Origin of the sequence: Variovorax sp. EL159 (assembly GCF_900100965.1) — a bacterium.
GTDB lineage: Bacteria > Pseudomonadota > Gammaproteobacteria > Burkholderiales > Burkholderiaceae_C > Variovorax.
Genome location: NZ_FMUJ01000004.1, coordinates 153,670 through 173,283 on the forward strand (window position 1 = coordinate 153,670; position 19,614 = coordinate 173,283).

21 protein-coding genes are annotated in these 19,614 nt (G+C 66.7%); 11 read left to right on the top strand and 10 right to left on the bottom strand.

Features of this window, described 5'->3' with window-relative positions; translation table 11 throughout:
- Nucleotides 1-99 precede the first annotated feature (99 nt).
- The 8 genes from BLQ28_RS17820 to BLQ28_RS17850 all read right to left on the bottom strand — a co-directional run bounded on the left by BLQ28_RS17820 (nucleotide 100) and on the right by BLQ28_RS17850 (nucleotide 6,632).
- Nucleotides 100-1,056 carry a ParB/RepB/Spo0J family partition protein gene (locus BLQ28_RS17820; RefSeq protein WP_093242155.1) on the bottom strand — a complete coding sequence of 319 codons (957 nt, stop codon included), beginning with the start codon at nucleotides 1,054-1,056 and terminating at the stop codon, nucleotides 100-102.
- Nucleotides 1,056-1,601, bottom strand: a complete 546-nt coding sequence (locus BLQ28_RS17825; RefSeq protein ID WP_093242158.1) for an RBBP9/YdeN family alpha/beta hydrolase — start codon at nucleotides 1,599-1,601, stop codon at nucleotides 1,056-1,058. Before BLQ28_RS17825 ends, BLQ28_RS17820 begins: the two co-directional genes overlap by 1 nt.
- A 42-nt stretch (nucleotides 1,602-1,643) precedes the next feature.
- Entirely contained in the window at nucleotides 1,644-2,570 is a 927-nt protein-coding gene (locus BLQ28_RS17830) for a ParA family protein (protein WP_093242161.1), read from the bottom strand.
- A 103-nt stretch (nucleotides 2,571-2,673) separates the two neighbouring features.
- Entirely contained in the window at nucleotides 2,674-3,288 is a 615-nt protein-coding gene (locus BLQ28_RS17835) for a LysE family transporter (RefSeq protein ID WP_093242163.1), read from the bottom strand.
- Nucleotides 3,289-3,402: 114 nt separating this feature from the next.
- A complete protein-coding gene (gene rsmG / locus BLQ28_RS17840) occupies nucleotides 3,403-4,044 on the bottom strand; it encodes a 16S rRNA (guanine(527)-N(7))-methyltransferase RsmG (protein ID WP_093242166.1) in 642 nt (213 codons plus the stop codon).
- A complete protein-coding gene (mnmG, locus tag BLQ28_RS17845; protein WP_093242168.1) occupies nucleotides 4,041-5,999 on the bottom strand; it encodes a tRNA uridine-5-carboxymethylaminomethyl(34) synthesis enzyme MnmG in 1,959 nt (652 codons plus the stop codon). The genes rsmG and mnmG overlap by 4 nt, the downstream gene beginning before the upstream one ends.
- Nucleotides 6,000-6,300: 301 nt before the next feature.
- On the bottom strand, nucleotides 6,301-6,447 hold the full coding sequence (locus BLQ28_RS33020) for a hypothetical protein (protein ID WP_176801155.1): 147 nt from the start codon (nucleotides 6,445-6,447) through the stop codon (nucleotides 6,301-6,303).
- Entirely contained in the window at nucleotides 6,447-6,632 is a 186-nt protein-coding gene (locus tag BLQ28_RS17850; protein ID WP_013538518.1) for a DUF1328 family protein, read from the bottom strand. Before BLQ28_RS17850 ends, BLQ28_RS33020 begins: the two co-directional genes overlap by 1 nt.
- Before the next feature lie 177 nt (nucleotides 6,633-6,809).
- Here BLQ28_RS17850 and gstA point away from each other — a divergent pair, with 177 nt between their 5' ends.
- The 11 genes from gstA (at nucleotide 6,810) to BLQ28_RS17905 (ending at nucleotide 17,432) form a co-directional block, all read left to right on the top strand.
- A complete protein-coding gene (gene gstA / locus BLQ28_RS17855) occupies nucleotides 6,810-7,418 on the top strand; it encodes a glutathione transferase GstA (RefSeq protein ID WP_093242171.1) in 609 nt (202 codons plus the stop codon).
- 114 nt (nucleotides 7,419-7,532) lie between these two features.
- On the top strand, nucleotides 7,533-8,783 hold the full coding sequence (locus tag BLQ28_RS17860; RefSeq protein ID WP_093242173.1) for a CaiB/BaiF CoA transferase family protein: 1,251 nt from the start codon (nucleotides 7,533-7,535) through the stop codon (nucleotides 8,781-8,783).
- Nucleotides 8,783-9,622 carry an enoyl-CoA hydratase/isomerase family protein gene (locus tag BLQ28_RS17865; RefSeq protein ID WP_093242176.1) on the top strand — a complete coding sequence of 280 codons (840 nt, stop codon included), beginning with the start codon at nucleotides 8,783-8,785 and terminating at the stop codon, nucleotides 9,620-9,622. The genes BLQ28_RS17860 and BLQ28_RS17865 overlap by 1 nt, the downstream gene beginning before the upstream one ends.
- A gap of 16 nt (nucleotides 9,623-9,638) precedes the next feature.
- On the top strand, nucleotides 9,639-10,424 hold the full coding sequence (locus BLQ28_RS17870) for an enoyl-CoA hydratase/isomerase family protein (RefSeq protein WP_093242179.1): 786 nt from the start codon (nucleotides 9,639-9,641) through the stop codon (nucleotides 10,422-10,424).
- Nucleotides 10,421-12,256 (top strand): acyclic terpene utilization AtuA family protein, encoded by a 1,836-nt coding sequence (locus BLQ28_RS17875; RefSeq protein ID WP_093242181.1) that lies wholly within the window; start codon nucleotides 10,421-10,423, stop codon nucleotides 12,254-12,256. The genes BLQ28_RS17870 and BLQ28_RS17875 overlap by 4 nt, the downstream gene beginning before the upstream one ends.
- Nucleotides 12,253-13,257, top strand: coding sequence for a Bug family tripartite tricarboxylate transporter substrate binding protein (locus BLQ28_RS17880; RefSeq protein ID WP_093242184.1), 1,005 nt, complete (start codon nucleotides 12,253-12,255; stop codon nucleotides 13,255-13,257). The genes BLQ28_RS17875 and BLQ28_RS17880 overlap by 4 nt, the downstream gene beginning before the upstream one ends.
- A gap of 355 nt (nucleotides 13,258-13,612) precedes the next feature.
- Entirely contained in the window at nucleotides 13,613-14,431 is an 819-nt protein-coding gene (locus BLQ28_RS17885) for a GntR family transcriptional regulator (protein ID WP_093243401.1), read from the top strand.
- Nucleotides 14,432-14,515: 84 nt separating this feature from the next.
- A complete protein-coding gene (locus BLQ28_RS17890) occupies nucleotides 14,516-15,619 on the top strand; it encodes an alkene reductase (protein WP_093242186.1) in 1,104 nt (367 codons plus the stop codon).
- Between the two features lie 99 nt (nucleotides 15,620-15,718).
- On the top strand, nucleotides 15,719-16,204 hold the full coding sequence (locus BLQ28_RS17895) for a RidA family protein (RefSeq protein ID WP_093242189.1): 486 nt from the start codon (nucleotides 15,719-15,721) through the stop codon (nucleotides 16,202-16,204).
- The gene (locus BLQ28_RS17900) at nucleotides 16,201-16,671 is read left to right on the top strand and encodes a GNAT family N-acetyltransferase (protein ID WP_093242191.1); all 471 of its coding nucleotides are present in this window, start codon (nucleotides 16,201-16,203) and stop codon (nucleotides 16,669-16,671) included. Before BLQ28_RS17895 ends, BLQ28_RS17900 begins: the two co-directional genes overlap by 4 nt.
- 11 nt (nucleotides 16,672-16,682) lie before the next feature.
- Nucleotides 16,683-17,432 carry an SMU1112c/YaeR family gloxylase I-like metalloprotein gene (locus BLQ28_RS17905; protein WP_093243403.1) on the top strand — a complete coding sequence of 250 codons (750 nt, stop codon included), beginning with the start codon at nucleotides 16,683-16,685 and terminating at the stop codon, nucleotides 17,430-17,432.
- A 13-nt stretch (nucleotides 17,433-17,445) separates the two neighbouring features.
- On the opposite strand, the gene BLQ28_RS17910 is transcribed toward BLQ28_RS17905, so the two are convergent.
- Nucleotides 17,446-18,849, bottom strand: coding sequence for a sensor histidine kinase (locus tag BLQ28_RS17910; protein WP_256327351.1), 1,404 nt, complete (start codon nucleotides 18,847-18,849; stop codon nucleotides 17,446-17,448).
- 7 nt (nucleotides 18,850-18,856) lie between these two features.
- Nucleotides 18,857-19,546: a response regulator transcription factor gene (locus BLQ28_RS17915; protein ID WP_093242194.1), complete on the bottom strand. Its 690-nt coding sequence runs from the start codon at nucleotides 19,544-19,546 to the stop codon at nucleotides 18,857-18,859.
- Nucleotides 19,547-19,614: the final 68 nt, after the last annotated feature.

The window sequence follows — 19,614 nt, forward strand, 5'->3', positions numbered from 1 at the left end:
TGTTGTCAAAGATCTGAGGTGAAAAAACCAGCGGTCGAGGATACGCGCAAAGGATTGCAGGAATCAATCAAACGAATGCTCGACGCCGAGTTCGCAACACTAGGCCGTTCGACGGATGCGTTCGATCAGCCCGTTGAGTGCTTCGATGGAGCCGAAGTGAATGGCCAGCTCGCCGCTTTCGCCGCGCTTGGTGCGCTTCTTGATGCGCACCTCGACCTCGGCGGTGAGCAGGTCGGCCAGTTCTTCTTCGACGCGTTGCAGGTCGCGCGACTTCTCGCCGGCGTTGCCGCGGCGCGATGGCGTGAGCGTGAATTCGGCGGCCAGCTTCTTCACCAGCGCCTCGGCCTCGCGCACCGACATCTTCCTGGCGGCGATCTGGTTGGCGGCCGTGATCTGCGTGCCCCGGTCGAGCGACAGCAGCGCGCGGGCGTGGCCCATGTCGATGTCGCCGGCCATCAGCATCATCTGCGCGGGCTCGGCCAGGTTCAACAGGCGCAGCAGGTTGCTGGCCGCGCTGCGCGAGCGGCCCACGGCCTGCGCCGCCATTTCGTGAGTGAGCCCAAACTCGGTGACCAGGCGTTGCAGGCCTTGGGCTTCTTCGAGTGGATTGAGGTCTTCGCGCTGGATGTTCTCGATCAGCGACATGGCCGCCGCGGCCTCGTTGGGCACGTCGCGCACCAGCACCGGCACGCTGTCGAGGCCCGCGATCTTGGCGGCACGGAAGCGCCGTTCGCCCGCGATGATTTCGTATTCGGCGTTCTTGGCGGCGGCCGATTCGGCGTCGAGCCGGCGCACCAGGATCGGCTGCATGATGCCCTGCACCTTGATGCTCTCGGCCAGCTCGTAGAGCGCACCTTCGTCCATGCGCGTGCGCGGCTGGTAGACGCCGGCGACCATCTGGTCGAGCTTCAGCGTGTTCGGGTTCTGCCGCGCACCGCCCTCTTCCGGGCCCGCATTGCCGCCGCCGCCGACGTTGTTGTCGGCGGAAGGTGCGGCCGTCGGGCCGAGCAGCGCTTCGAGGCCGCGGCCCAGGCCCTTGGGTTTCTTGGTCGCCATCAGTTCTTGTCTTTCGAGATTTCGTTCAATAGTTGCCGGCCTTCGGGCCAGTCGCCCAGGCCGGATTCGGCGTTCAGGTGGCCGCCCGCGCCGGCATCGACGAAGCGCGCGCCCCAATCGCTGGCCAGCTGGCGCGAGCGCGAGGCCTCGCAATAAGGGTCGTCGTTGGCGGCGATCAGCACCGCCGGAAACGGCAGCGGCTGGCGCACGATGGGCGCCCAGCCGGGGATCAGCTGGCGCAGGTCGTCGCGCTCCACATCGCCCGGCGCCACCAGCAGCGCGCCGCGCACCTTGTGGGTATTGCGCGAGTGCGCGGCCCAGGCGGCGACGAGGATGCAGCCGAGGCTGTGCGCCGCAAAGACCACCGGGCCGGGCGCGGCCAGCACTTCTTCTTCGAGCCGCGCGGACCAGTCGCCGCGCAGCGGACGCATCCACTCATGCTGCTCGACGCGATGGTCGCCATGGACCGACTCCCAGCGGGTTTGCCAATGGCCGGGGCCGCTGTTCTGCCAACCGGGCAGCAGCAGGATGCGGGGGACTGTCATTCGCTACAAACTTGATAGCACGTTGCCAGCATCGGGCGAACGTCAGGCATTGTTTTCACTGGTCGAATCGGCGGCTGGCGCGGCAGCCACGGCCGGCGCCATCACGTCATCGGGAATCGGCAGGTCTGGCGTGATGCGCTCGACGGGCGCAATCGGCGGCGCCACTGCACCCGAGGCGAAGGCGCTCGCCGGCGGCATCTTCTCGATCAGCTCCTGCGCAAAGGCAATGAAGGCCTGGCTGCCGCGCGCGGCCGGATCGAACACCACGCCCGGCAAGCCGTAGCTGGGCGCTTCGGCCAGGCGCACATTGCGCGGGATCACGGTGTCGAACACCTTGTCGCCGAAGTGGGACTTGAGCTGCTCGCTCACCTGCTGCTGCAGCGTGATGCGCGGATCGAACATCACGCGCAGCAGGCCGATGATCTGCAGGTTCTTGTTGAGGTTGGCGTGCACCTGCTTGATGGTGTTGACCAGATCGGTCAGCCCTTCGAGCGCAAAGTACTCGCACTGCATCGGCACGATCACGCCATGGGCAGCGCACAGGCCGTTGAGCGTGAGCATGCTCAGGGACGGCGGGCAGTCGATCAGGATGAAGTCGTACTCGGCACCGACGGCGGCCAGCGCGGTGCGCAGGCGCTTTTCGCGGCGGTCGATGGCCACCATTTCGACTTCGGCACCGGCCAGTTCACGGTTGGCGCCCAGCACGTCATAGCCACAACCACCCTCCACCAACTTGTCGGCCTTCACCCGTGCTTCGGCCACAGAGGCCGATTCGAGCAGCACGTCGTACACCGTCAGCTCCAGCTGGCGCTTGTCGATGCCCGAACCCATGGTCGCATTGCCCTGCGGGTCGAGGTCAATCATCAGCACACGCTGGCCGACCTTGGCCAGACCGGCGGCGAGATTGACGGTGGTGGTGGTCTTGCCAACGCCGCCTTTTTGGTTGGCGATGCAGAAAATCTTGGCCATGTCAGGTCTCCCGCCGGGCCGCCCCAAGGGAGACCTCGCCCCCTTGGGGGGCAGCGAATACACGAAGTGATGAGTGTGGGGGCATCAGTGTCTTGGAGGGTGTTCAGCGAGTGATCGCGAGCTTGATGCCGAAGGCGACCAGGAAGGTGCCGGCCAGCTTTTCTAGCGTGGTGGAAATGCGCGGATTGGCACGAATGCGCTCGGCCAGGAAGTGCGTGAGCAGCGTCGAGGTCAGGCCGTACAGGAAGGTGAGCGTCGCGATCGTGAGTGCCATCACGCCAAAGGTGACCACGCCCTGGTGACGGGCCGGGTCGACGAACAGCGGAAAGAAGGCCATGTAGAACACGATCGCCTTGGGGTTCAGCAAGGTGATCGTGAACGCCTGGCGCATGAAGTGGCCCGGCTTGATGTTGAGAATGGGCGCCGCGCCCGGCTTGGCCAGCAGCATCTTGATGCCCAGCCAACCCAGATATGCCGCGCCCAGCCACTGGACCGCCTTGAATGCTGCCGGGTAAGCGACCATCACGGCCGACACGCCGGCCACTGCTGCCCACAGAAGGCACTGGTCGCCAATGATCAACCCTGCCGTCGCTGCCAGTCCACCTCGGATTCCGCCTTTGCTGGTCGATGTGATCAGCGCGAGATTGCCCGGACCGGGAATCAGGAGAAACAGAACGATGGCGGCGACGAAAGCGCCGTAGTCAGCGATGCCGAACATGGATTTGCCTCGAAAAAGAGAGCCAAGGGGGAGCTGTCGAGTCTAAGCGAGGCCAACGCCGCGAGGGCTGTTCCGGGGCGCGCTTTTGCCGACGTGCCCCGTTCTTTTGCAGATTCAGGCTGCTTCTTTGCGTGCCCAGACGATGCAGCGCTCGGCGTCCAGGCCCGGAACCGTCAGTTGTTCCACGTGAAACACAGCCACGCCCTTGGGCAAGACAGCGAGTTCATCGGTCGGTACCTTGCCCTTCATCGCGAGCCACACGCCGCCGGGCGCGAGCAGATGAACCGAGCCATTGAAGAAATCGGGCAGCGAAGCAAAGGCGCGGGAGCTGATGACTTCGTAGCTGCCCGCCAGGGATTCGACCCGAGCGTGCAAGCCCCGAAGGTTCGGCAACTCCAGTTCGGCCGCCACTTGCTGGACGAACGCAGCCTTCTTCGCGACCGCATCCAGGCAGCTCACTTCGATGCCGGGCCGCATGATCGCAATGACCACGCCGGGCAGGCCACCGCCCGAACCCACATCGAGCAGCTTCCCCTTCCCTGCCCACTCGCGCTGCAACGGCGCCACGGCCGCAAGGCTGTCGAGCAAGTGGTGCGTCATCACGCCGGCCGGATCGCGCACCGCTGTGAGGTTGTAGACCTTGTTCCACTTGAGCATCAACGTGCCGTAGGCCAGCAATTGCTCGGCCTGCCGATCGGACAAGGCCACGCCCAGGGCGACTGCGCCTGCGCGCAGCGTGTCGATGGGCGTGGTCATTCTGCGGATTGCGGCTCGGCAGCAGCTTCGGTAGCGGTGTCGCGGGCGAAGGCTTTGTGCCCGCCCTTGCGCAAATGGATCATCAAGAGAGAGATGGCGGCGGGCGTCACGCCCGAAATGCGAGAAGCCAGGCCCAGGGTTTCGGGGCGATGCTTGTCCAGTTTCTGGCGAACTTCGAAGCTCAGCGCCTTGACCTGGCCGTAGTCGAAGTCGGCGGGCAGGCGCAGGTTTTCGAAGTGCGCGGCGCGCTCCACTTCGTCGTGCTGGCGTTCGATGTAGCCGGAGTACTTGGCCGAAATCTCGATCTGCTCGATCTCGGTTTCGCTCAGCGCCGCCGGGGCGCCGTACTTGCCGCCGTCCATGGACATCAGCGTCTGGTAGTTCACATCGGGCCGACGCAGCAGGTCGGCCAGGTTGTATTCATGCTCGATGACCTTGCCCAGCACCCGCTCCGACTCGGCCGCCGGCAGGTTGCGGGGGTTCACCCAAATCGACTTGAGGCGCTCTGTTTCACGTGAAACAGCATCGCGCTTTCGACTGAAAGCATCCCAGCGCGCATCGTCCACCAAGCCCAGCTTGCGTCCTGCTTCGGTCAAACGCATGTCGGCGTTGTCTTCGCGCAGTTGCAGCCGGAACTCGGCCCGGCTGGTGAACATGCGGTACGGCTCGGTCACGCCCTTGGTGATGAGGTCGTCGACCAGCACGCCCAGGTAGGCCTCATCGCGGCGCGGCAGCCAGGCGTCTTCGCCGCGGCATTGCAGCGCGGCGTTGATGCCGGCGAACAAGCCTTGGGCCGCCGCCTCTTCGTAGCCGGTCGTGCCGTTGATCTGCCCAGCAAAGAACAGGCCCTTGACCGAACGGGTCTCGAAGCTGCTCTTGAGCTCGCGCGGATCGAAGTAGTCGTACTCGATCGCGTAGCCCGGCCGCAGGATGTGCGCGTTTTCCAGCCCGGGCATCGAACGCACCAGCTGGTACTGGATGTCGAACGGCAGGCTGGTCGAGATGCCGTTGGGGTAGTACTCGTTGGTCGTCAGGCCTTCGGGCTCCAGGAAGATCTGGTGGCTTTCCTTGTCGGCAAAGCGGTTGATCTTGTCTTCCACGCTCGGGCAATAGCGCGGCCCGACGCCGTCGATCTTGCCGGTGAACATCGGGCTGCGGTCGAAGCCGGAACGGATGATGTCGTGCGTGCGCGCGTTGGTGTGCGTGATCCAGCACGGCATCTGTTGCGGATGCATGTCGGCCCGGCCCATGAAGCTGAACACGGGCATCGGCCCTGCCCCACCCGGCATGCCGTCGCCGGGCTGCTCCGTGCACTTCGAAAAATCGATGCTGCGACCGTCGAGTCGCGGCGGCGTGCCGGTCTTGAGGCGGCCTTGCGGCAGCTTCAGTTCCTTGAGGCGCGCCGACAGGCTGATCGCCGGCGGGTCGCCCGCGCGGCCGGCCTGGTAGTTGTCCAGGCCGACATGGATGCGGCCATCGAGGAAAGTGCCCGCGGTCAGCACCACTGTACGCGCACGAAAGGCGATGCCCACTTGCGTGATGGCGCCGACCACGCGGTCGCCTTCGACCATCAGGTCATCGACGGCCTGCTGGAACAGACTCAGGTTTGGCTGGTTTTCCAGGCGATGCCGGATCGCCGCCTTGTACAGAACCCGGTCCGCCTGCGCGCGGGTCGCGCGCACGGCCGGGCCCTTGCTCGAATTGAGAATGCGGAACTGGATGCCGGCTTCGTCGGTGGCAATTGCCATCGCGCCGCCCAACGCATCAACTTCTTTCACCAGATGGCCCTTGCCGATGCCGCCGATCGACGGGTTGCAGCTCATCTGCCCCAGCGTCTCGATGTTGTGGGAGAGCAGCAGCGTCTTGGCGCCCATGCGCGCAGCAGCGAGCGCGGCTTCGGTGCCGGCATGGCCACCGCCGACGACGATCACGTCGAATTCTTCGGGGTACAGCATTTGAAATGGGAGCGCACAACTGACGCGTGCGCGGCGCAAAAGGGGGCGCCAATTTTAATCGTCGATGCCGCTTTGCGCCGCCTGTGTGGACAAGCTAGAGGGGTTTGCCAAATAGGGGCCATACGCCCGTCTTCATTGAATAGCTTGCTATATATTTAATAGCAAACAACCCGCATCGGCTCGTCACCTGAGCCACTTGCGCCATTAGCGCGGGGTTCTTCTGCCCACCAGCGCCTTGCCCATCCCGCGCGCACTGCCAGCGATCCACGCCCCTCCGCGTGAAACAGACGAACCCGATCTTTCAGCCCCGGCGTCGACGCGAGCGATGCTCCGGCAACTGCCAGTGAGTCTGCGTGACCAGCAGCACCCGCACCACGCGGTGCGCGGGGCTTTGCAGCAGCAGCCCGAGCGAGCGCGCCTTCGGCCACTTCAGAGGAACGCGCAACATCAATCCAGCGCCTTCTTCACCGCGCCCACGCCAAGCGCGGCAAGCACCACGAACAGCACCGCAAGCACCAGGAACAGGCCGAACAGCAACTTCGCAATGCCTGCGGCACCGGCAGCCACGCCGCCAAAACCAAGCAGGCCGGCCACCAACGAAATCACCGCAAAAATGATGGCGTACTTCAGCATTCCACAACTCCTTCGGCAGGCCTCGCCCACCGTGCCGGCAGCTTAGAAAGCCGTCGGCGCCGCACCGATAGTCAGCACGCGCATGCAGCCGTAGGACAAAAACGCGATGCGGCCAAACCCGCTAGCATCCGGTTCGGTTCCAAAAATCCAACCTCGATATCCATTGGAGTTTTTCGCATGAAGCTGTACTACTCGCCTGGCGCCTGCTCGCTCTCGCCCCACATCGCCCTGCATGAGGCAGGCATTGCCGCCGAGCCCGTGCTGGCCAGCACCAAGAGCCACAAGCTGCAAGACGGCACCGACTACTACGGCATCAACCCGCTGGGCTACGTGCCCATGCTCGAGCTGGATGACGGCACCCGCCTGCGCGAAGGCCCGGCCATCCTGCAATACATCGCCGACCTCGCCCCCACCAAGAACCTGGCGCCCGCCGCCGGCACGCTGCAGCGCTACCGCCTGCAGGAATGGCTGACCTTCATCGGCACCGAAGTGCACAAGGGTTTCAGCCCGCTGTTCAACCCGGCCATGCCCGAAGAAGCCAAGACCATCTTCAAGGACAAGCTGGCCTCGCGCTTCAAGTGGCTCGACAACGAACTGGCCGACAAGCAGTACCTGATGGGCGACAGCTTCAGTGTGGCCGACGGCTACCTGTTCACCGTGACCAACTGGACCAAGCCCACCGGCGTGGACATTTCGGGCTACCCCAACCTCCTGGCCTGGCACGCACGCGTGGGCGCCCGCCCTGCCGTTCAGGAAGCAATGAAGGCAGAAGGCCTGCTGAAGTAAGCCAAAGCGCTCCGATCCGGGGGAAAACCCGGATCGATTCAGCCACAAGCCGCCTTGCGCGGCTTTTCTTTCGCCTCATAAACTCTATAAATAGAACTTTAGAGATTGAGGCCGATGTCTTCTTCTTCCAACTCCCCGCGCCCGGGCGGCGACGAACCCGGCGCACGCGGCCCGCTTACCGGCGTTCGGGTCATCGACATCACGACCATCTTCATGGGCCCCTCGGCCACGCAGATGCTCGGCGACCTCGGCGCCGACGTGATCAAGGTCGAATCGCCCGAAGGCGACGTGGTGCGCGGCATCGGCGCGCAGGGCCACCAGAAGATGGGCCCGCTGTTCCTGGGCATGAACCGCAACAAGCGCAGCATCGCACTCGACCTGAAATCGCCCGATGGCCGCGCCGCGCTGATCGACCTCGTGCGCGACGCCGACGTGCTGACCTACAACGTGCGCCCGCAGGCCATGGAGCGCCTGGGCCTGGGCTACGAGACCCTTGCGGCCATCAACCCGCGCCTGCTCTACGTCGGCATGTTCGGCTTCTCGCAGCGCGGACGCCACGCCGCCAGCGCCGCCTTCGATGATCTCATCCAGGCCGCCTGCGCCCTGCCCCAGGCCATGGCCATGGGCAGCGCCGACGGCACGCCGCGCTACATGCCCATCACCATCGCCGACCGCTCGGTGGGCCTCTATGCCTTCGGCGTGATCAGCGCCGCGCTCTACGGCCGCGAACGCACCGGGCGCGGCCAACGCATCGACGTACCGATGTTCGAGACCATGGTGCCGCAGGTGCTGGGCGATCACCTCTACAACCAGACCTTCGTGCCGCCGCAGGGCGACTTCGGCTACCCGCGCCTGCTCTCGCCCGAGCGCCGGCCCTACAAGACGCTCGACGGTCACGTCTGCTGCCTCATCTACACCGACCTGCAGTGGCGCGCCTTCCTCGCGGCCATCGGCCAGCCGGCGCTGTTCGACACCGATCCGCGCTTTGCCGACATCCGCGTGCGCACGCGGCACATCGACGCGCTCTACGCGATGGTCGGCGAAGCACTCGCCACGCGCACCACCGCCGAGTGCCAGGCACTGCTCGGTGGCACCGACATCCCCGTCTTTCCGATGCACACCTTCGACACGCTGCTGGACGATGCCCATCTGCAGGACATCGGCTTCTTCAGCGAGATGGAGCACCCCGACGTCGGCCGCATCCGCCAGATGGCCGTGCCCAGCGAATGGTCCAGCACGCCGCCGGGCCCAGCCACGCCGCCCCCGCGCGTGGGCCAGCACAGCCGCGAAGTGCTGCGCGAAGCCGGCTACGACGACGTGCGCATCGACGCCCTCATCCACAACGGCGCCGTGCGCGCATCCTGATGACCACTTCCTCTTCTCCCTCCTCTTTCATCGCTTGCGACGTCGACGGCCACGTCGACACCATCGCACTCGACCGGACCGAACGCCGCAACGCCTTCGACCTCGAAATGCGCGCGCAGATGTTCGATGCGATCCGTGGCGCGGTCGACAACCCGCAGGTGCGTGCCATCGTCCTCACCGGACGCGGTGGCCACTTCTGCGCGGGCGGCGACGTCAAGGGCATGCGCGAGATCGAACGCCTCGAAGCCGCTGCAGGCCGCCTTCGCATGAAGGATGCGCAGGCCGGCATGCGCCTGCTGATGCAGAGCGACAAGCCCGTCATCGCGGCCGTCGAAGGCTGTGCCTACGGCGGCGGCTTCGGCCTTGCGCTGGCGGCCGACATCGTGCTCGCCGCACCGAGCGCGCGCTTCTGCATGTCGTTCATGAAGGTCGGCCTTGTGCCCGACTGCGGCTCGCTCTTCACGCTCGCGCGCAGCATGGGCCTGAACCGCGCCAAGGCACTGATGCTGTCCGCACGCGAACTCGATGCGCAGACCGCGATGGACTGGGGCATCGTCCACGAAGTGATCGCCGCCGACGCTCTGCTGCCGCACGCACAGGCCATTGCCGCCGCCCTGGCAAACGGCCCCGCCACCGCCATCGCACTCACCAAGCAGGGCCTGCAACGCACGCACGACAGCGACATGGACGCGATGTTCGAGTTCGAGGCCATGGCGCAAGGCCTCGCCTTCGCAACCGACGACCACCGCCAGGCCATCGACGACTTCACGCAGCGCCGGCCAGCACGCTTCCAGTGGCCCGCCGCGCCCACGCTTTCTTCCTCTTCTTCCACTTCTTGAACCAAGGACCCGACGCATGACCGACACCGCTCCTGCCACCACCGAACTGCGCGAGGAAATGCGCGGGTCCGTGTTGTGGCTCACCATCGACCGCGAAGAGCGCCGCAATGCCATCAGCCCCGGCGTGCTCGCGGGCCTGTCCGCCGCGCTCGCACGGGCCAACAGCGACACCGCCGTGCGCGCCGTCGTCATCACCGGCGCCGGCACGAAGGCCTTCTGCGCGGGCGCCGACCTGCAAAGCGGCAGCGCCTTCAAGTTCGATTATTCGCAGCCCTACCAGGGCTTCGCCAACCTCTTCCGGCAAGCGAAGCAATCGACAGTGCCGCTCATCGCGCGCGTCAACGGCGCCTGCATGGCCGGTGGCATGGGGATCATGGGCATGTGCGACATGGCGGTGGCCAGCAGCCAGGCCGTGTTCGGTTTGCCCGAGGTCAAGGTCGGCCTCTTTCCCGCGCAAGTGCTCAGCGTGCTCGGCGGCCTGCTGCCGCGCCGCGTGCTGTCCGAGATGTGCATCACCGGCGAGCCGATCACCGCCGCGCAGGCGCTCGAACACGGGCTCGTCAACCGCGTGAGCGACAATGTCGATGAAAGCGTCGACTGGCTGCTCGGCCGCATGCTCGACAAATCGCCCGCCGCCATCCGCCGCGGTCTCTACACGATGAAGAAGATCGAGGCCATGGCCTTCGAAGAGTCGATGGCCTTCACCGAAAGCCAGATCGCCCTCTTCGCCCTCACCGAAGACGCCACCGAAGGCCAGCTCGCCTTCCGCGAAAAGCGCAAGCCGCAATGGAGTGGCCGATGAACAGCAGCAACACAAGCAACAACGACAAGGACCGCATCGTCCGCATCGGCGGCGCCTCGGGCTTCTGGGGCGACAGCAGCGTCGGTGCGCCGCAGCTCGTGGCCAGTGGGCAGATCGACTACCTCGTGTTCGACTATCTCGCCGAACTCACCATGTCGATCCTTGCGGGTGCGCGGCTCAAGAAGCCCGAGCTGGGCTATGCCACCGACTTCGTGTCGGTCGCGATGAAGGCCGTGCTCAAGGACGTGGTGAAGCAAGGCATCCGCGTCGTGAGCAATGCAGGCGGCGTCAATCCACAAGGCTGCGCCGATGCATTGGCCGCGCTCGCGGCAGAGCAAGGCATCGCACTGAAGATCGCCGTGGTGAGCGGCGACGACGTGTCGCCCCTGCTGCCCGAACTGCGTCAATCGCAACCGCCGGTGCGCGAACTGCAAAGCGGCGTCGCCCTGCCCGAACGCGTGCTCACCGCCAACGCTTACCTCGGCGCACGGCCCGTGCAGGCCGCGCTCGATGCTGGCGCGCAAGTGGTCATCACCGGCCGCTGCGTCGACTCCGCCGTCACGCTCGGCGTGCTGATGCACGAGTTCGGCTGGCAGCCCGGCGACCACGACCTGCTGGCGGCAGGCAGCCTCGCGGGCCACATCATCGAATGCGGCTGCCAGGCCACGGGCGGCCTTCACACCGACTGGGACACCGTGCCCGACTGGCCCCACATCGGCTACCCCATCGTCGAATGCAAGGCCGACGGCAGCTTCGTCGTCACCAAGCCCGCGGGCACCGGCGGCAAGCTCACGCCCGCGGTGGTGGGCGAGCAATTGCTCTACGAGATCGGCGACCCTGCCGCGTACCTGCTGCCCGACGTGGTGGCCGACTTCACGCAGGTGCGCATCGCGCAGGCTGGCGAACACCGCGTGACGGTGCACGGCGCGCGCGGCCGCGCACCGACGGCCACCTACAAGGTGTGCGCCACGTACGTCGACGGCTTCAAGACCTCCGCGCAACTCACCATCGTGGGCTTCGATGCGGTGGCGAAGGCCCGGCGCACGGGCGAGGCGATCCTTGCGCGCACGGGCGAACTGTTCGCGCAATACGGATTCGGCCCCTACAGCGGCACGCAGCTCGAAGTGCTCGGTGCCGAGTCCTGCTACGGACCCCACGCACAAGCCACGCAAACGCGCGAAGCCATCTTGCGGCTCGCGGTGACGCATCCGCGCAAGGAAGCACTGGAACTCTTCGCGCGCGAGGTCGCGCCGGCCGGCACGTCATGGGCTCCGGGCACCACCGGATCGGGCGGCGGGCGTGCATCGGTGTCGCCATCGATACGGCAGTACGCCTTCCTGCTCGACAAGGGCCGCGTGCAAGCGCGCGTTGTGCTCGATGGTGCACAAGTCGATGTGCCGCAGGCACAGGCTTCATCGAACAACGACGCACCACGCGCGACGAACACAGCAGCGCCCGCGCCAGCCGTCGCAACAACCGACACCGCCGACAGCATCGAAGTCCCGCTGATCCGCCTCGCGTGGGCGCGCAGCGGCGACAAGGGCGACACCTCGAACATCGGCGTCATCGCGCGCCACCCCGCGTTGCTGCCACTGCTGCGCGAGCAACTCACCGAGGCCCGCGTCGCCGAGTGGCTCGCGCATCTGGTGAAGGGCCGCGTCACGCGCTACGACGTGCCCGGCATCGACGCCTTCAACTTCGTCTGCGAACAGGCGTTGGGCGGCGGTGGCATGGCGTCGCTGCGCAACGATCCGCTCGGCAAAGGCATGGGGCAGATCCTGCTCGCGGTGCCGGTGCGCGTGAGCACGGCCTTGCTCGCTTTGCTGCCATGAACACCGCGCACCTCCAGCGGCGCCGGCTCGTGCTCGGCTGCACCGCAGCAGCGGCCGCTGCTGCAACGCTCGGTGCGCCACTGCATGCCTTCGCGCAATCGGCGTGGCCCACCAAGCCCATCCGCCTCATCGTCTCCTTCAGTACCGGCAGCGGCAACGACACCATCGCGCGCGAACTCGCGATCGCCATGACGCAGAGCCTCGGCCAGAGCGTGGTGGTGGAAAACCGTGGCGGCGGTGGCGGCGTGATCGGCACCGAGGCCGTCGCCAAGGCCCCGCCCGATGGCTACACCATCGGCCTGGGCACCAGCTCGCAGCTCGTGATGAACGTGGGCCTGTACCGCTCGCTGCCTTTCGATGTCGAGAAAGACCTGCATGCCATCGGCCTCGTCTCGCGCACGCCGCTCGTGCTGGTGGGCAGCGCGGACATGCCCGGCACTCTGAAGGAACTCATCGCGCTCGCAAAGGCCAAGCCGGGGCAGATCAGCTACGGCTCGGGCGGGCCGGGCTCCATCAGCCACATCGTCGGCGAAGCTTTCGCGAAGGCCGCGGGCGTGCAACTGCTGCACGTGCCCTACAAGGGCAACGGCGCCGCGCTGGTCGACCTCTCGGGTGGCCATGTGCAGTTGCTGTTCGACGGCCTGATCTCGACCACGCCACTCGCCAAGCAGGGCAAGCTGAAGATGCTCGCGATCTCGGGCGACAAGCGCAGCCCGATGGCCCCCACGCTGCCCACTTTCGCCGAACAGGGCCTGCGCGACTACGAGGCCTACACATGGAACGACCTGATGGCGCCTGCGGGTACGCCGCCGGAGGTGCTCGCCAGGCTGAACACTGCGCTCAATCAGGCACTGGCGTTGCCGGCCGTGCAGGCACGGCTTGCGCAGGGTGCCTCCGATCCGCTCGGGCCCACGACGCCCGCGCAGGCCGAAGCCTATGGCCGGGCTGAACGTGCGCGGTGGGTTCCGTTCATCCGGTCGCTGCACATCGACAATCCGTAGGATGACTTTCTGTTCTTCCATTCGTCGGGTTGTGTTTGGAGTGCGCTGTTCAGGGCGCGCTCACGCCGAAGGGGTACCTTGCTCCGCGAATTTCCCCCGGCCTGCGGCCTCCTCCTTTATTTCGCTGCGCAAGGCACCCCATCAGCGTGATCGTTGGGCAGTGCAGTTGTTGATCGGCGAGCACCAGAGCAGCGCTCACTGTGCACAGGGCACCGGGTGCTCCCCGCAGCGAAATAAAGGAGGAGGGGCGCAGCCCCGGGGGACATTCGCGGAGGGGAGCACCCGGTGTCCTGTGCACGCGCCCTGAAGAAAGCCCCGAGCAAGAGCCCAACCACCAAAGCAGTTGAAGACCGACATGAACCCCACAGCCCCGCCCCCCTCTTCCCCTATCGGCGGCGAGCACGGCGCGGGCGTCACGCAGTACCTGCAGCTCGCCAGCGTGCTGCGCCACCGCATCACACACGGTGAGCTGCAAAGCGGCCAGCAACTGCCGACCGTCGCGCAGCTCGCGGCCGACTACAAGCTGGCGCGCGTCACCGTGCGGCAGGCTTATGGCGTGCTGGCACGCGAGGGCCTCCTCACCAGCCAGCGCGGGCGCGGCACCTTCGTCTCGGCGCAGCCCTCCACGGGCGCCGATCCTCTGCTGCTGCGCAACGCCATCAACGACCCGCGTGCGCGCGACATCCGCTTCGACATCCTCGAACAGCGCCGCCAGCAACCATTGCCCGAAGGCCTGGCACGCGGTGGCGCCACCTACGCCGACTACGCCTTCATCCGCAAGATCCACGTGCACGGCGGCGAGCCCTTCTGCCTCGTCGAGATCCACGTCGCGTCGGAAATCCACGCGCTCTTTCCGCCCGATGGCGAGCAGCACCACAAGATCGCCTACCTGCTCGACACCTACGCCGCCGACCGCATGCACAAGGTGCAGCAGACGCTCACGGTCGCACCGGCGGACCTGCTGCTCGCGCAGTACCTGCGCTGCTCCTTTGCCACGCCCATCGCCCACATGGAGCGCCGCATCTTCGACACGCAGGGCCGCATCGCGCTCGCCGGGCGCTTCTGGTACCGGGGCGACCGCTTCGTGTCCGACGTCGAGATGCCCTTCGACACCTGGGCCAACTACCACGGCGCGCTGATCCCCGAGGCGTTGGCGCTCCCGCCGAACGCCTAGCACCAACCGGACAACCCCGTCGCAGCAGGGTTGAGGCCCCGGGCTTAGCCTTCGGCCTGTTTTCACTTCCTTTGCTCTCACACGATGTCAACCCTCTTCGACCCCGTACAGGCCGGCGACCTGAAGCTCGCCAATCGCATCGTGATGGCGCCGCTGACGCGCAACCGCTCGCCCAATGCGATTCCGCCCGACATCGCCGCCACCTACTACAGCCAGCGCGCCACGGCCGGCCTGCTCATCACCGAAGCCACCGCCATCAGCCACCAGGGCCAGGGCTATGCCGACGTGCCCGGCCTCTACGGCACCGAGCAGCTGGACTCCTGGAAGCGCGTGACCGACGCCGTGCATGCCAAGGGCGGCAAGATCGTCGTGCAGCTGTGGCACGTGGGCCGCGTCTCGCACACCGAACTGCAACCCGATGGCGGAAAGCCCGTCGCGCCCTCGGCCATCACCGCCAAGACCAAGACCGTGCTCATCAAGGACGGCGTGCCGACCTTCGTCGAGACCTCCGAGCCACGCGCGCTCGACGCCGGTGAACTGCCCGGCATCGTCCACGCCTATGCGGTCGCAGCCCGCAGCGCGGTCGAAACCGCCGGCTTCGACGGCGTCGAAGTGCACGGCGCCAACGGCTACCTGCTCGACCAGTTCCTGAAAGACGGCAGCAACAAGCGCACCGACGACTACGGCGGCTCCATCGAGAACCGCGCGCGCCTGCTGCTCGAAGCCACGCGCGCCGTGGTCGACGCCATCGGTGGCGGCAAGACCGGCATCCGCCTGTCGCCCGTCACGCCGGCCAACGACGTGCACGACAGCAACCCTCAGCCGCTCTTCACCTATGTGGTCAAGCAGCTCGCCAAGCTCAACCTGGCCTACATCCACATCATCGAAGGCGCCACCGGCGGCCCGCGCGAAATCGAAGACCGCCCCTTCGACTACGAAGCCCTCAAGGCCGCGTACCGCGAAGCCGGCGGCAAGGGCGCATGGATGGTCAACAACGGCTACGACCGACCGCTGGCGGAAGAAGCATTGAAGGAAGGCGACGACCTCGTGGCCTTCGGCAAGCCCTTCATCTCCAACCCCGACCTCGTGCGCCGCCTTCGCGAGAACGCACCGCTGAACGAGCTCGACAAGGCCACGATGTACGGCGGCGGCGCGAAGGGCTACACGGACTATCCGGCACTGGCCTGACAAGGCCCCGCGGGCGCTGCCCAGGCGCCGCGGATGTGAAATGGGCCATGGCAAGATGCGGCGACGCATCCGTCTTCCGACCGAAGAGAAAGAAACGCCATGGCCCGCATCGAACAACGACTGGCCGCACTCGGCCTCGTGCTCCCGCCCACCGTCACGCCGCCACCCGGCGTGGTGCTGCCCTTTCAGTTCGTGCGCATGGCCGGCAGCCGTGCGCTGATCTCGGGCCACGGCCCGCTCAACGCCGACGGCACCATCGCCGCGCCACTGGGCAAGCTGGGCCGTGAACTGACCGTCGAGCAGGGCTACGCGGCCGCGCGCCTCACGGCACTGGCCATGCTCGGCAGCCTGCAGCGCGCACTCGGCGATCTCGATCGCATCACCGCATGGACGCGCGTGTTCGGCATGGTCGCTTCGGCGCCCGGCTTCGACAGGCAGCCTGCCGTCATCAACGGTTTTTCAGACCTCATCCTCGAACTCTTCGGCCCCGATATCGGCGCCCATGCGCGCAGCGCCGTGGGCATGGCGGAGCTGCCGTTCAACATCCCGGTCGAGATCGAAGGCGAAGTGGAATTCGCGGCATGAAGAGCCCCGCCACCTGGACCTTGCGGCGCGCGGATGCCGCCGATGCCGATGCGGTTGCCGCGTGCGCCATCGAAGCCTTCCGTACCTACATCCCGCGCCTGAGCCTCACGCCGACCCCGATGACGAAGGACTACGGCGCGGCCATCGCGAACGCGCAGGTGTGGGTCGCCACGCAGCAGCAACAACAACAGCAGGTGGTGGCCGCGCTGGTGCTCGACATCACCGACGAAGGCTTCCTGGTCGACGTGATTGCCGTGCTCCCGCAGCACCAGGGCACAGGCGTCGGCCGCGCGCTGCTCGAACTTGCGGAGCGCGAGGCACGACGGCAGGGCCACGATTCGATCTACCTCTTCACCAACGAGAAGATGACCGAGAACCGCGCGCTCTACGAACGCATCGGCTATGTCGAATACAAGCGGCTCGTGCTCGAGCAACGCACACGCGTCTTTCTGCGCAAGCGGCTGTGACCTTCAACACCATGCAACTCGAAAAGATCCATCACGTCGCCATCATCTGCGCCGACTACGCGGTGTCGAAGCGCTTCTACACCGAGGTTCTGGGCCTGCGCATCGTCGCTGAAAACTACCGCGCCGCACGCGATTCGTACAAGCTCGACCTGGCCCTGCCCGATGGCTCGCAGATTGAACTCTTCTCCTTTCCCGGTGCACCCGCGCGCCCCACGCGGCCCGAAGCACAGGGTCTGCGCCATCTGTCCTTCGCGGTGCACGACGTGCAAGCCGCCGCCGACGAACTCACGGCGCAAGGCATCGCGGTCGAGCCGCTGCGCACCGACGAATACACGGGCCGGCGCTTCACTTTCTTCGCCGATCCGGACGGGCTGCCGCTGGAACTCTACGAGGCCGCGCCGGCCGAAAACCTTGATGCATTGCTGCTGAAACTCGAAGGCGATCTGCATTTGCGCGAGGTGCGCGCGAGCGCCGCACGGCTCGAAGAATTGCTCGAGGAAGACTTCGAGGAGATCGGTATTTCAGGCACCGCGTGGACACGCCCCACCATCATCGAGGCCCTGCGCGACGAGGCTTTTTCGGAGCGCACGATGTCGGAATTTCGTGTGAAACGCATCGCGCCCGATGCCGCGCTGGTCACCTACCGCGTGCACCGCAAGGCCACCGCAGAGCGGCCTTCGGCGGACTCGCTGCGCAGCTCGCTGTGGCGGCTGCGGCGCGGCCGCTGGCGCATGGCGTTCCATCAGGGAACGCCGCTCTGAGCACCGCGGGCCGTCAGGGCACTTCGCCGAAGGCCACGCTCACGCGCAGGCCGGTGGGCTCGGCCGCATCGAGCCGCAGCTCCGCACCCAGCAGCTCGGCATAGCGCGAGACGATCGACAGCCCGAGGCCCGAGCCCTGTCCCAGCTTTTCACCGGCGGGGCCTTGCGCCCAGCGCTGCATCAGGTCGCGCTGTGCCTCGATGGGAATGCCAGGGCCGTCGTCGATCACGCTCAGTGTCTGCCCCGCCAACTCGACCGTGATGGTGCGGCCGCCATAGCGCAGCGCGTTGTCGATCAGGTTGTCGAGGATGCCTTCGACCAGCGCCTCGTTGGCATACACCACCACGGCATCGTCGAGGCCGCGCGCGCCCAGGTCGACACCGCGCGCATCCGCCCGCATCAGGTGGCGCAGCACCGTCTGCTCGGCCAGCACGTCGAGCCGCACCGGCACGCGGTCCAGGCCCGTGCGCGCCTCTTCGGCGAGCGCCAGCGCGAGCAACTGATCGATCAGGTGGCTCGCACGCGATTGCCGTTCGGACACGCGCTCGAGCTGCTCGCGCCAGACCTTGGCATCGTGTTGCGCGAGCCCGTACTCGGCCAGCGCGCGGATGCCGGCGAGCGGCGTGCGCAGTTCGTGCGCCACGTTGCCCACGAACTCGCGCTGCGCCTGCAGGCTTTGCCCCAGGCGGTCGAACAGCGAGTTGACCGCATTGCCCAGGCGCTGCAGCTCCCGCGAGGTCTGCGCCACCGCCACCGGCGACAGGTCGCGCACGTCGCGCCGGTCAAGCGCGCGCTGCAATTCGGCCAGTGGCCGCAGGTCGCTGCGGATGCCGTACCAGAGCCACACGGCGAGCAGCACCAGCAGCAGGATCTGCGGTGCCAGCGCGTAGCCGAGCAGTTGCCGCACGAGCGCCGTGCGGCTCAGCGTGGTCTGTGCCACCACCACGCGGTAGGGCATGCTGAGGTCGGGCTCGGCGTCGTGCTCGAGCACCACCGCGCGCAGCACGCTGCCTTCGTATTCCACGTCGGAGAAGCGATAGCGCGAACCGTCCACCGGCAACGGGGCCTGCAGCCCAGCCTGGCCCGAGATCAGCGTGCCGTCGAGCCGTTGCACCGCGAAGTACACCTTGTCGACCTGGTCGAAGAGCACGGTGGCCACTTCGCGCGGCGTCAACAGCAGCTCGATGCCGCGCTCGCCCGCCTGCACGTTGGCCGACAACGCATAAGCGTCGTCGAGCATGCCGCGATCGAAAGCCTGTTCCGAAAAGTAGTTGGCGATGACCAGCGCGATGACCGCGCCGACCATCCATGTGAGCGCCAGCGGCACCAGCACATTGCGCAGCACACGCTGCGTGAGCGAGGGCGCCGGGCGCGGCCTGGCGGGCGTGTCCTCGATCGAGGCGGTCGGCTCGGTCACGCGCGGATCACACCTCGGCTTCGAGCAGGTAGCCGATGCCGCGCAGCGTGCGGATGCTCGCGCCGGTGCCGAGCAGCTTCTTGCGCAGGCGCGAGATGAAGGCCTCGAGCGCGTTGTCGCCGAGCGACTCGTCGAAGCTGGAAAGCTTGTCGGACAGTGCACGCTTGCTGACCGTGCGGCCCGGCGGGCTCATCAGCTCCCACAGCACCTCGAACTCGCGCGCCGGCAGGTCGAGCGGGCCACCCGTCGTGGAAAAGCGCCGCGCCTTGCGGTCGAGCTTGAGCTGGCCCAGCACCACGATGTCTTCGGTGCCCTTGGCGCGGCGCACCAGCGCGCGCAGGCGGGCTTCGACCTCGGCCAGGTCGAAGGGCTTGCCCAGGTAGTCGTCGGCACCGGCATCGAGGCCGGCAATGCGCTCTTCGGTGCGGCCGCGCGCGGTGAGCACCAGCACCGGCGTGCGGTCGCCGCGTGCACGTGCCTGCCGCAGCGCCGTGAGGCCGCTGGCCAGGCCGCTGGTCGGGCTTGCGGTGGCGGGCAGGTTCAGGTCGAGCAGCACCGCGTCGAAGGGTTGCACGCGCCAAAGGTGATCGGCATCCTCGACATTGGTCGACACGTCGACCCGGTGGCCTGCATCCGCAAGGCTGCGCAGCATCACGTCGCGCAGTACGGCGTCATCTTCGACAAGCAGAATTCGCATGGTATTTGGTTGGTTGGGGTAATCTGCCCTTACGAATGACGGGTCAGCAGCCGGTCAGTCGCTCCAGC

Excerpts from the sequence above, each read along its gene's own strand:
- BLQ28_RS17820 (WP_093242155.1), bottom strand. The coding sequence starts at position 1,056 with ATGGCGACCAAGAAACCCAAGGGCCTGGGCCGCGGCCTCGAAGCGCTG.
- BLQ28_RS17825 (WP_093242158.1), bottom strand. The coding sequence starts at position 1,601 with ATGACAGTCCCCCGCATCCTGCTGCTGCCCGGTTGGCAGAACAGCGGC.
- BLQ28_RS17830 (WP_093242161.1), bottom strand. The coding sequence starts at position 2,570 with ATGGCCAAGATTTTCTGCATCGCCAACCAAAAAGGCGGCGTTGGCAAG.
- BLQ28_RS17835 (WP_093242163.1), bottom strand. The coding sequence starts at position 3,288 with ATGTTCGGCATCGCTGACTACGGCGCTTTCGTCGCCGCCATCGTTCTG.
- rsmG (WP_093242166.1), bottom strand. The coding sequence starts at position 4,044 with ATGACCACGCCCATCGACACGCTGCGCGCAGGCGCAGTCGCCCTGGGC.
- mnmG (WP_093242168.1), bottom strand. The coding sequence starts at position 5,999 with ATGCTGTACCCCGAAGAATTCGACGTGATCGTCGTCGGCGGTGGCCAT.
- BLQ28_RS33020 (WP_176801155.1), bottom strand. The coding sequence starts at position 6,447 with ATGTTGCGCGTTCCTCTGAAGTGGCCGAAGGCGCGCTCGCTCGGGCTG.
- BLQ28_RS17850 (WP_013538518.1), bottom strand. The coding sequence starts at position 6,632 with ATGCTGAAGTACGCCATCATTTTTGCGGTGATTTCGTTGGTGGCCGGC.
- gstA (WP_093242171.1), top strand. The coding sequence starts at position 6,810 with ATGAAGCTGTACTACTCGCCTGGCGCCTGCTCGCTCTCGCCCCACATC.
- BLQ28_RS17860 (WP_093242173.1), top strand. The coding sequence starts at position 7,533 with ATGTCTTCTTCTTCCAACTCCCCGCGCCCGGGCGGCGACGAACCCGGC.
- BLQ28_RS17865 (WP_093242176.1), top strand. The coding sequence starts at position 8,783 with ATGACCACTTCCTCTTCTCCCTCCTCTTTCATCGCTTGCGACGTCGAC.
- BLQ28_RS17870 (WP_093242179.1), top strand. The coding sequence starts at position 9,639 with ATGACCGACACCGCTCCTGCCACCACCGAACTGCGCGAGGAAATGCGC.
- BLQ28_RS17875 (WP_093242181.1), top strand. The coding sequence starts at position 10,421 with ATGAACAGCAGCAACACAAGCAACAACGACAAGGACCGCATCGTCCGC.
- BLQ28_RS17880 (WP_093242184.1), top strand. The coding sequence starts at position 12,253 with ATGAACACCGCGCACCTCCAGCGGCGCCGGCTCGTGCTCGGCTGCACC.
- BLQ28_RS17885 (WP_093243401.1), top strand. The coding sequence starts at position 13,613 with ATGAACCCCACAGCCCCGCCCCCCTCTTCCCCTATCGGCGGCGAGCAC.
- BLQ28_RS17890 (WP_093242186.1), top strand. The coding sequence starts at position 14,516 with ATGTCAACCCTCTTCGACCCCGTACAGGCCGGCGACCTGAAGCTCGCC.
- BLQ28_RS17895 (WP_093242189.1), top strand. The coding sequence starts at position 15,719 with ATGGCCCGCATCGAACAACGACTGGCCGCACTCGGCCTCGTGCTCCCG.
- BLQ28_RS17900 (WP_093242191.1), top strand. The coding sequence starts at position 16,201 with ATGAAGAGCCCCGCCACCTGGACCTTGCGGCGCGCGGATGCCGCCGAT.
- BLQ28_RS17905 (WP_093243403.1), top strand. The coding sequence starts at position 16,683 with ATGCAACTCGAAAAGATCCATCACGTCGCCATCATCTGCGCCGACTAC.
- BLQ28_RS17915 (WP_093242194.1), bottom strand. The coding sequence starts at position 19,546 with ATGCGAATTCTGCTTGTCGAAGATGACGCCGTACTGCGCGACGTGATG.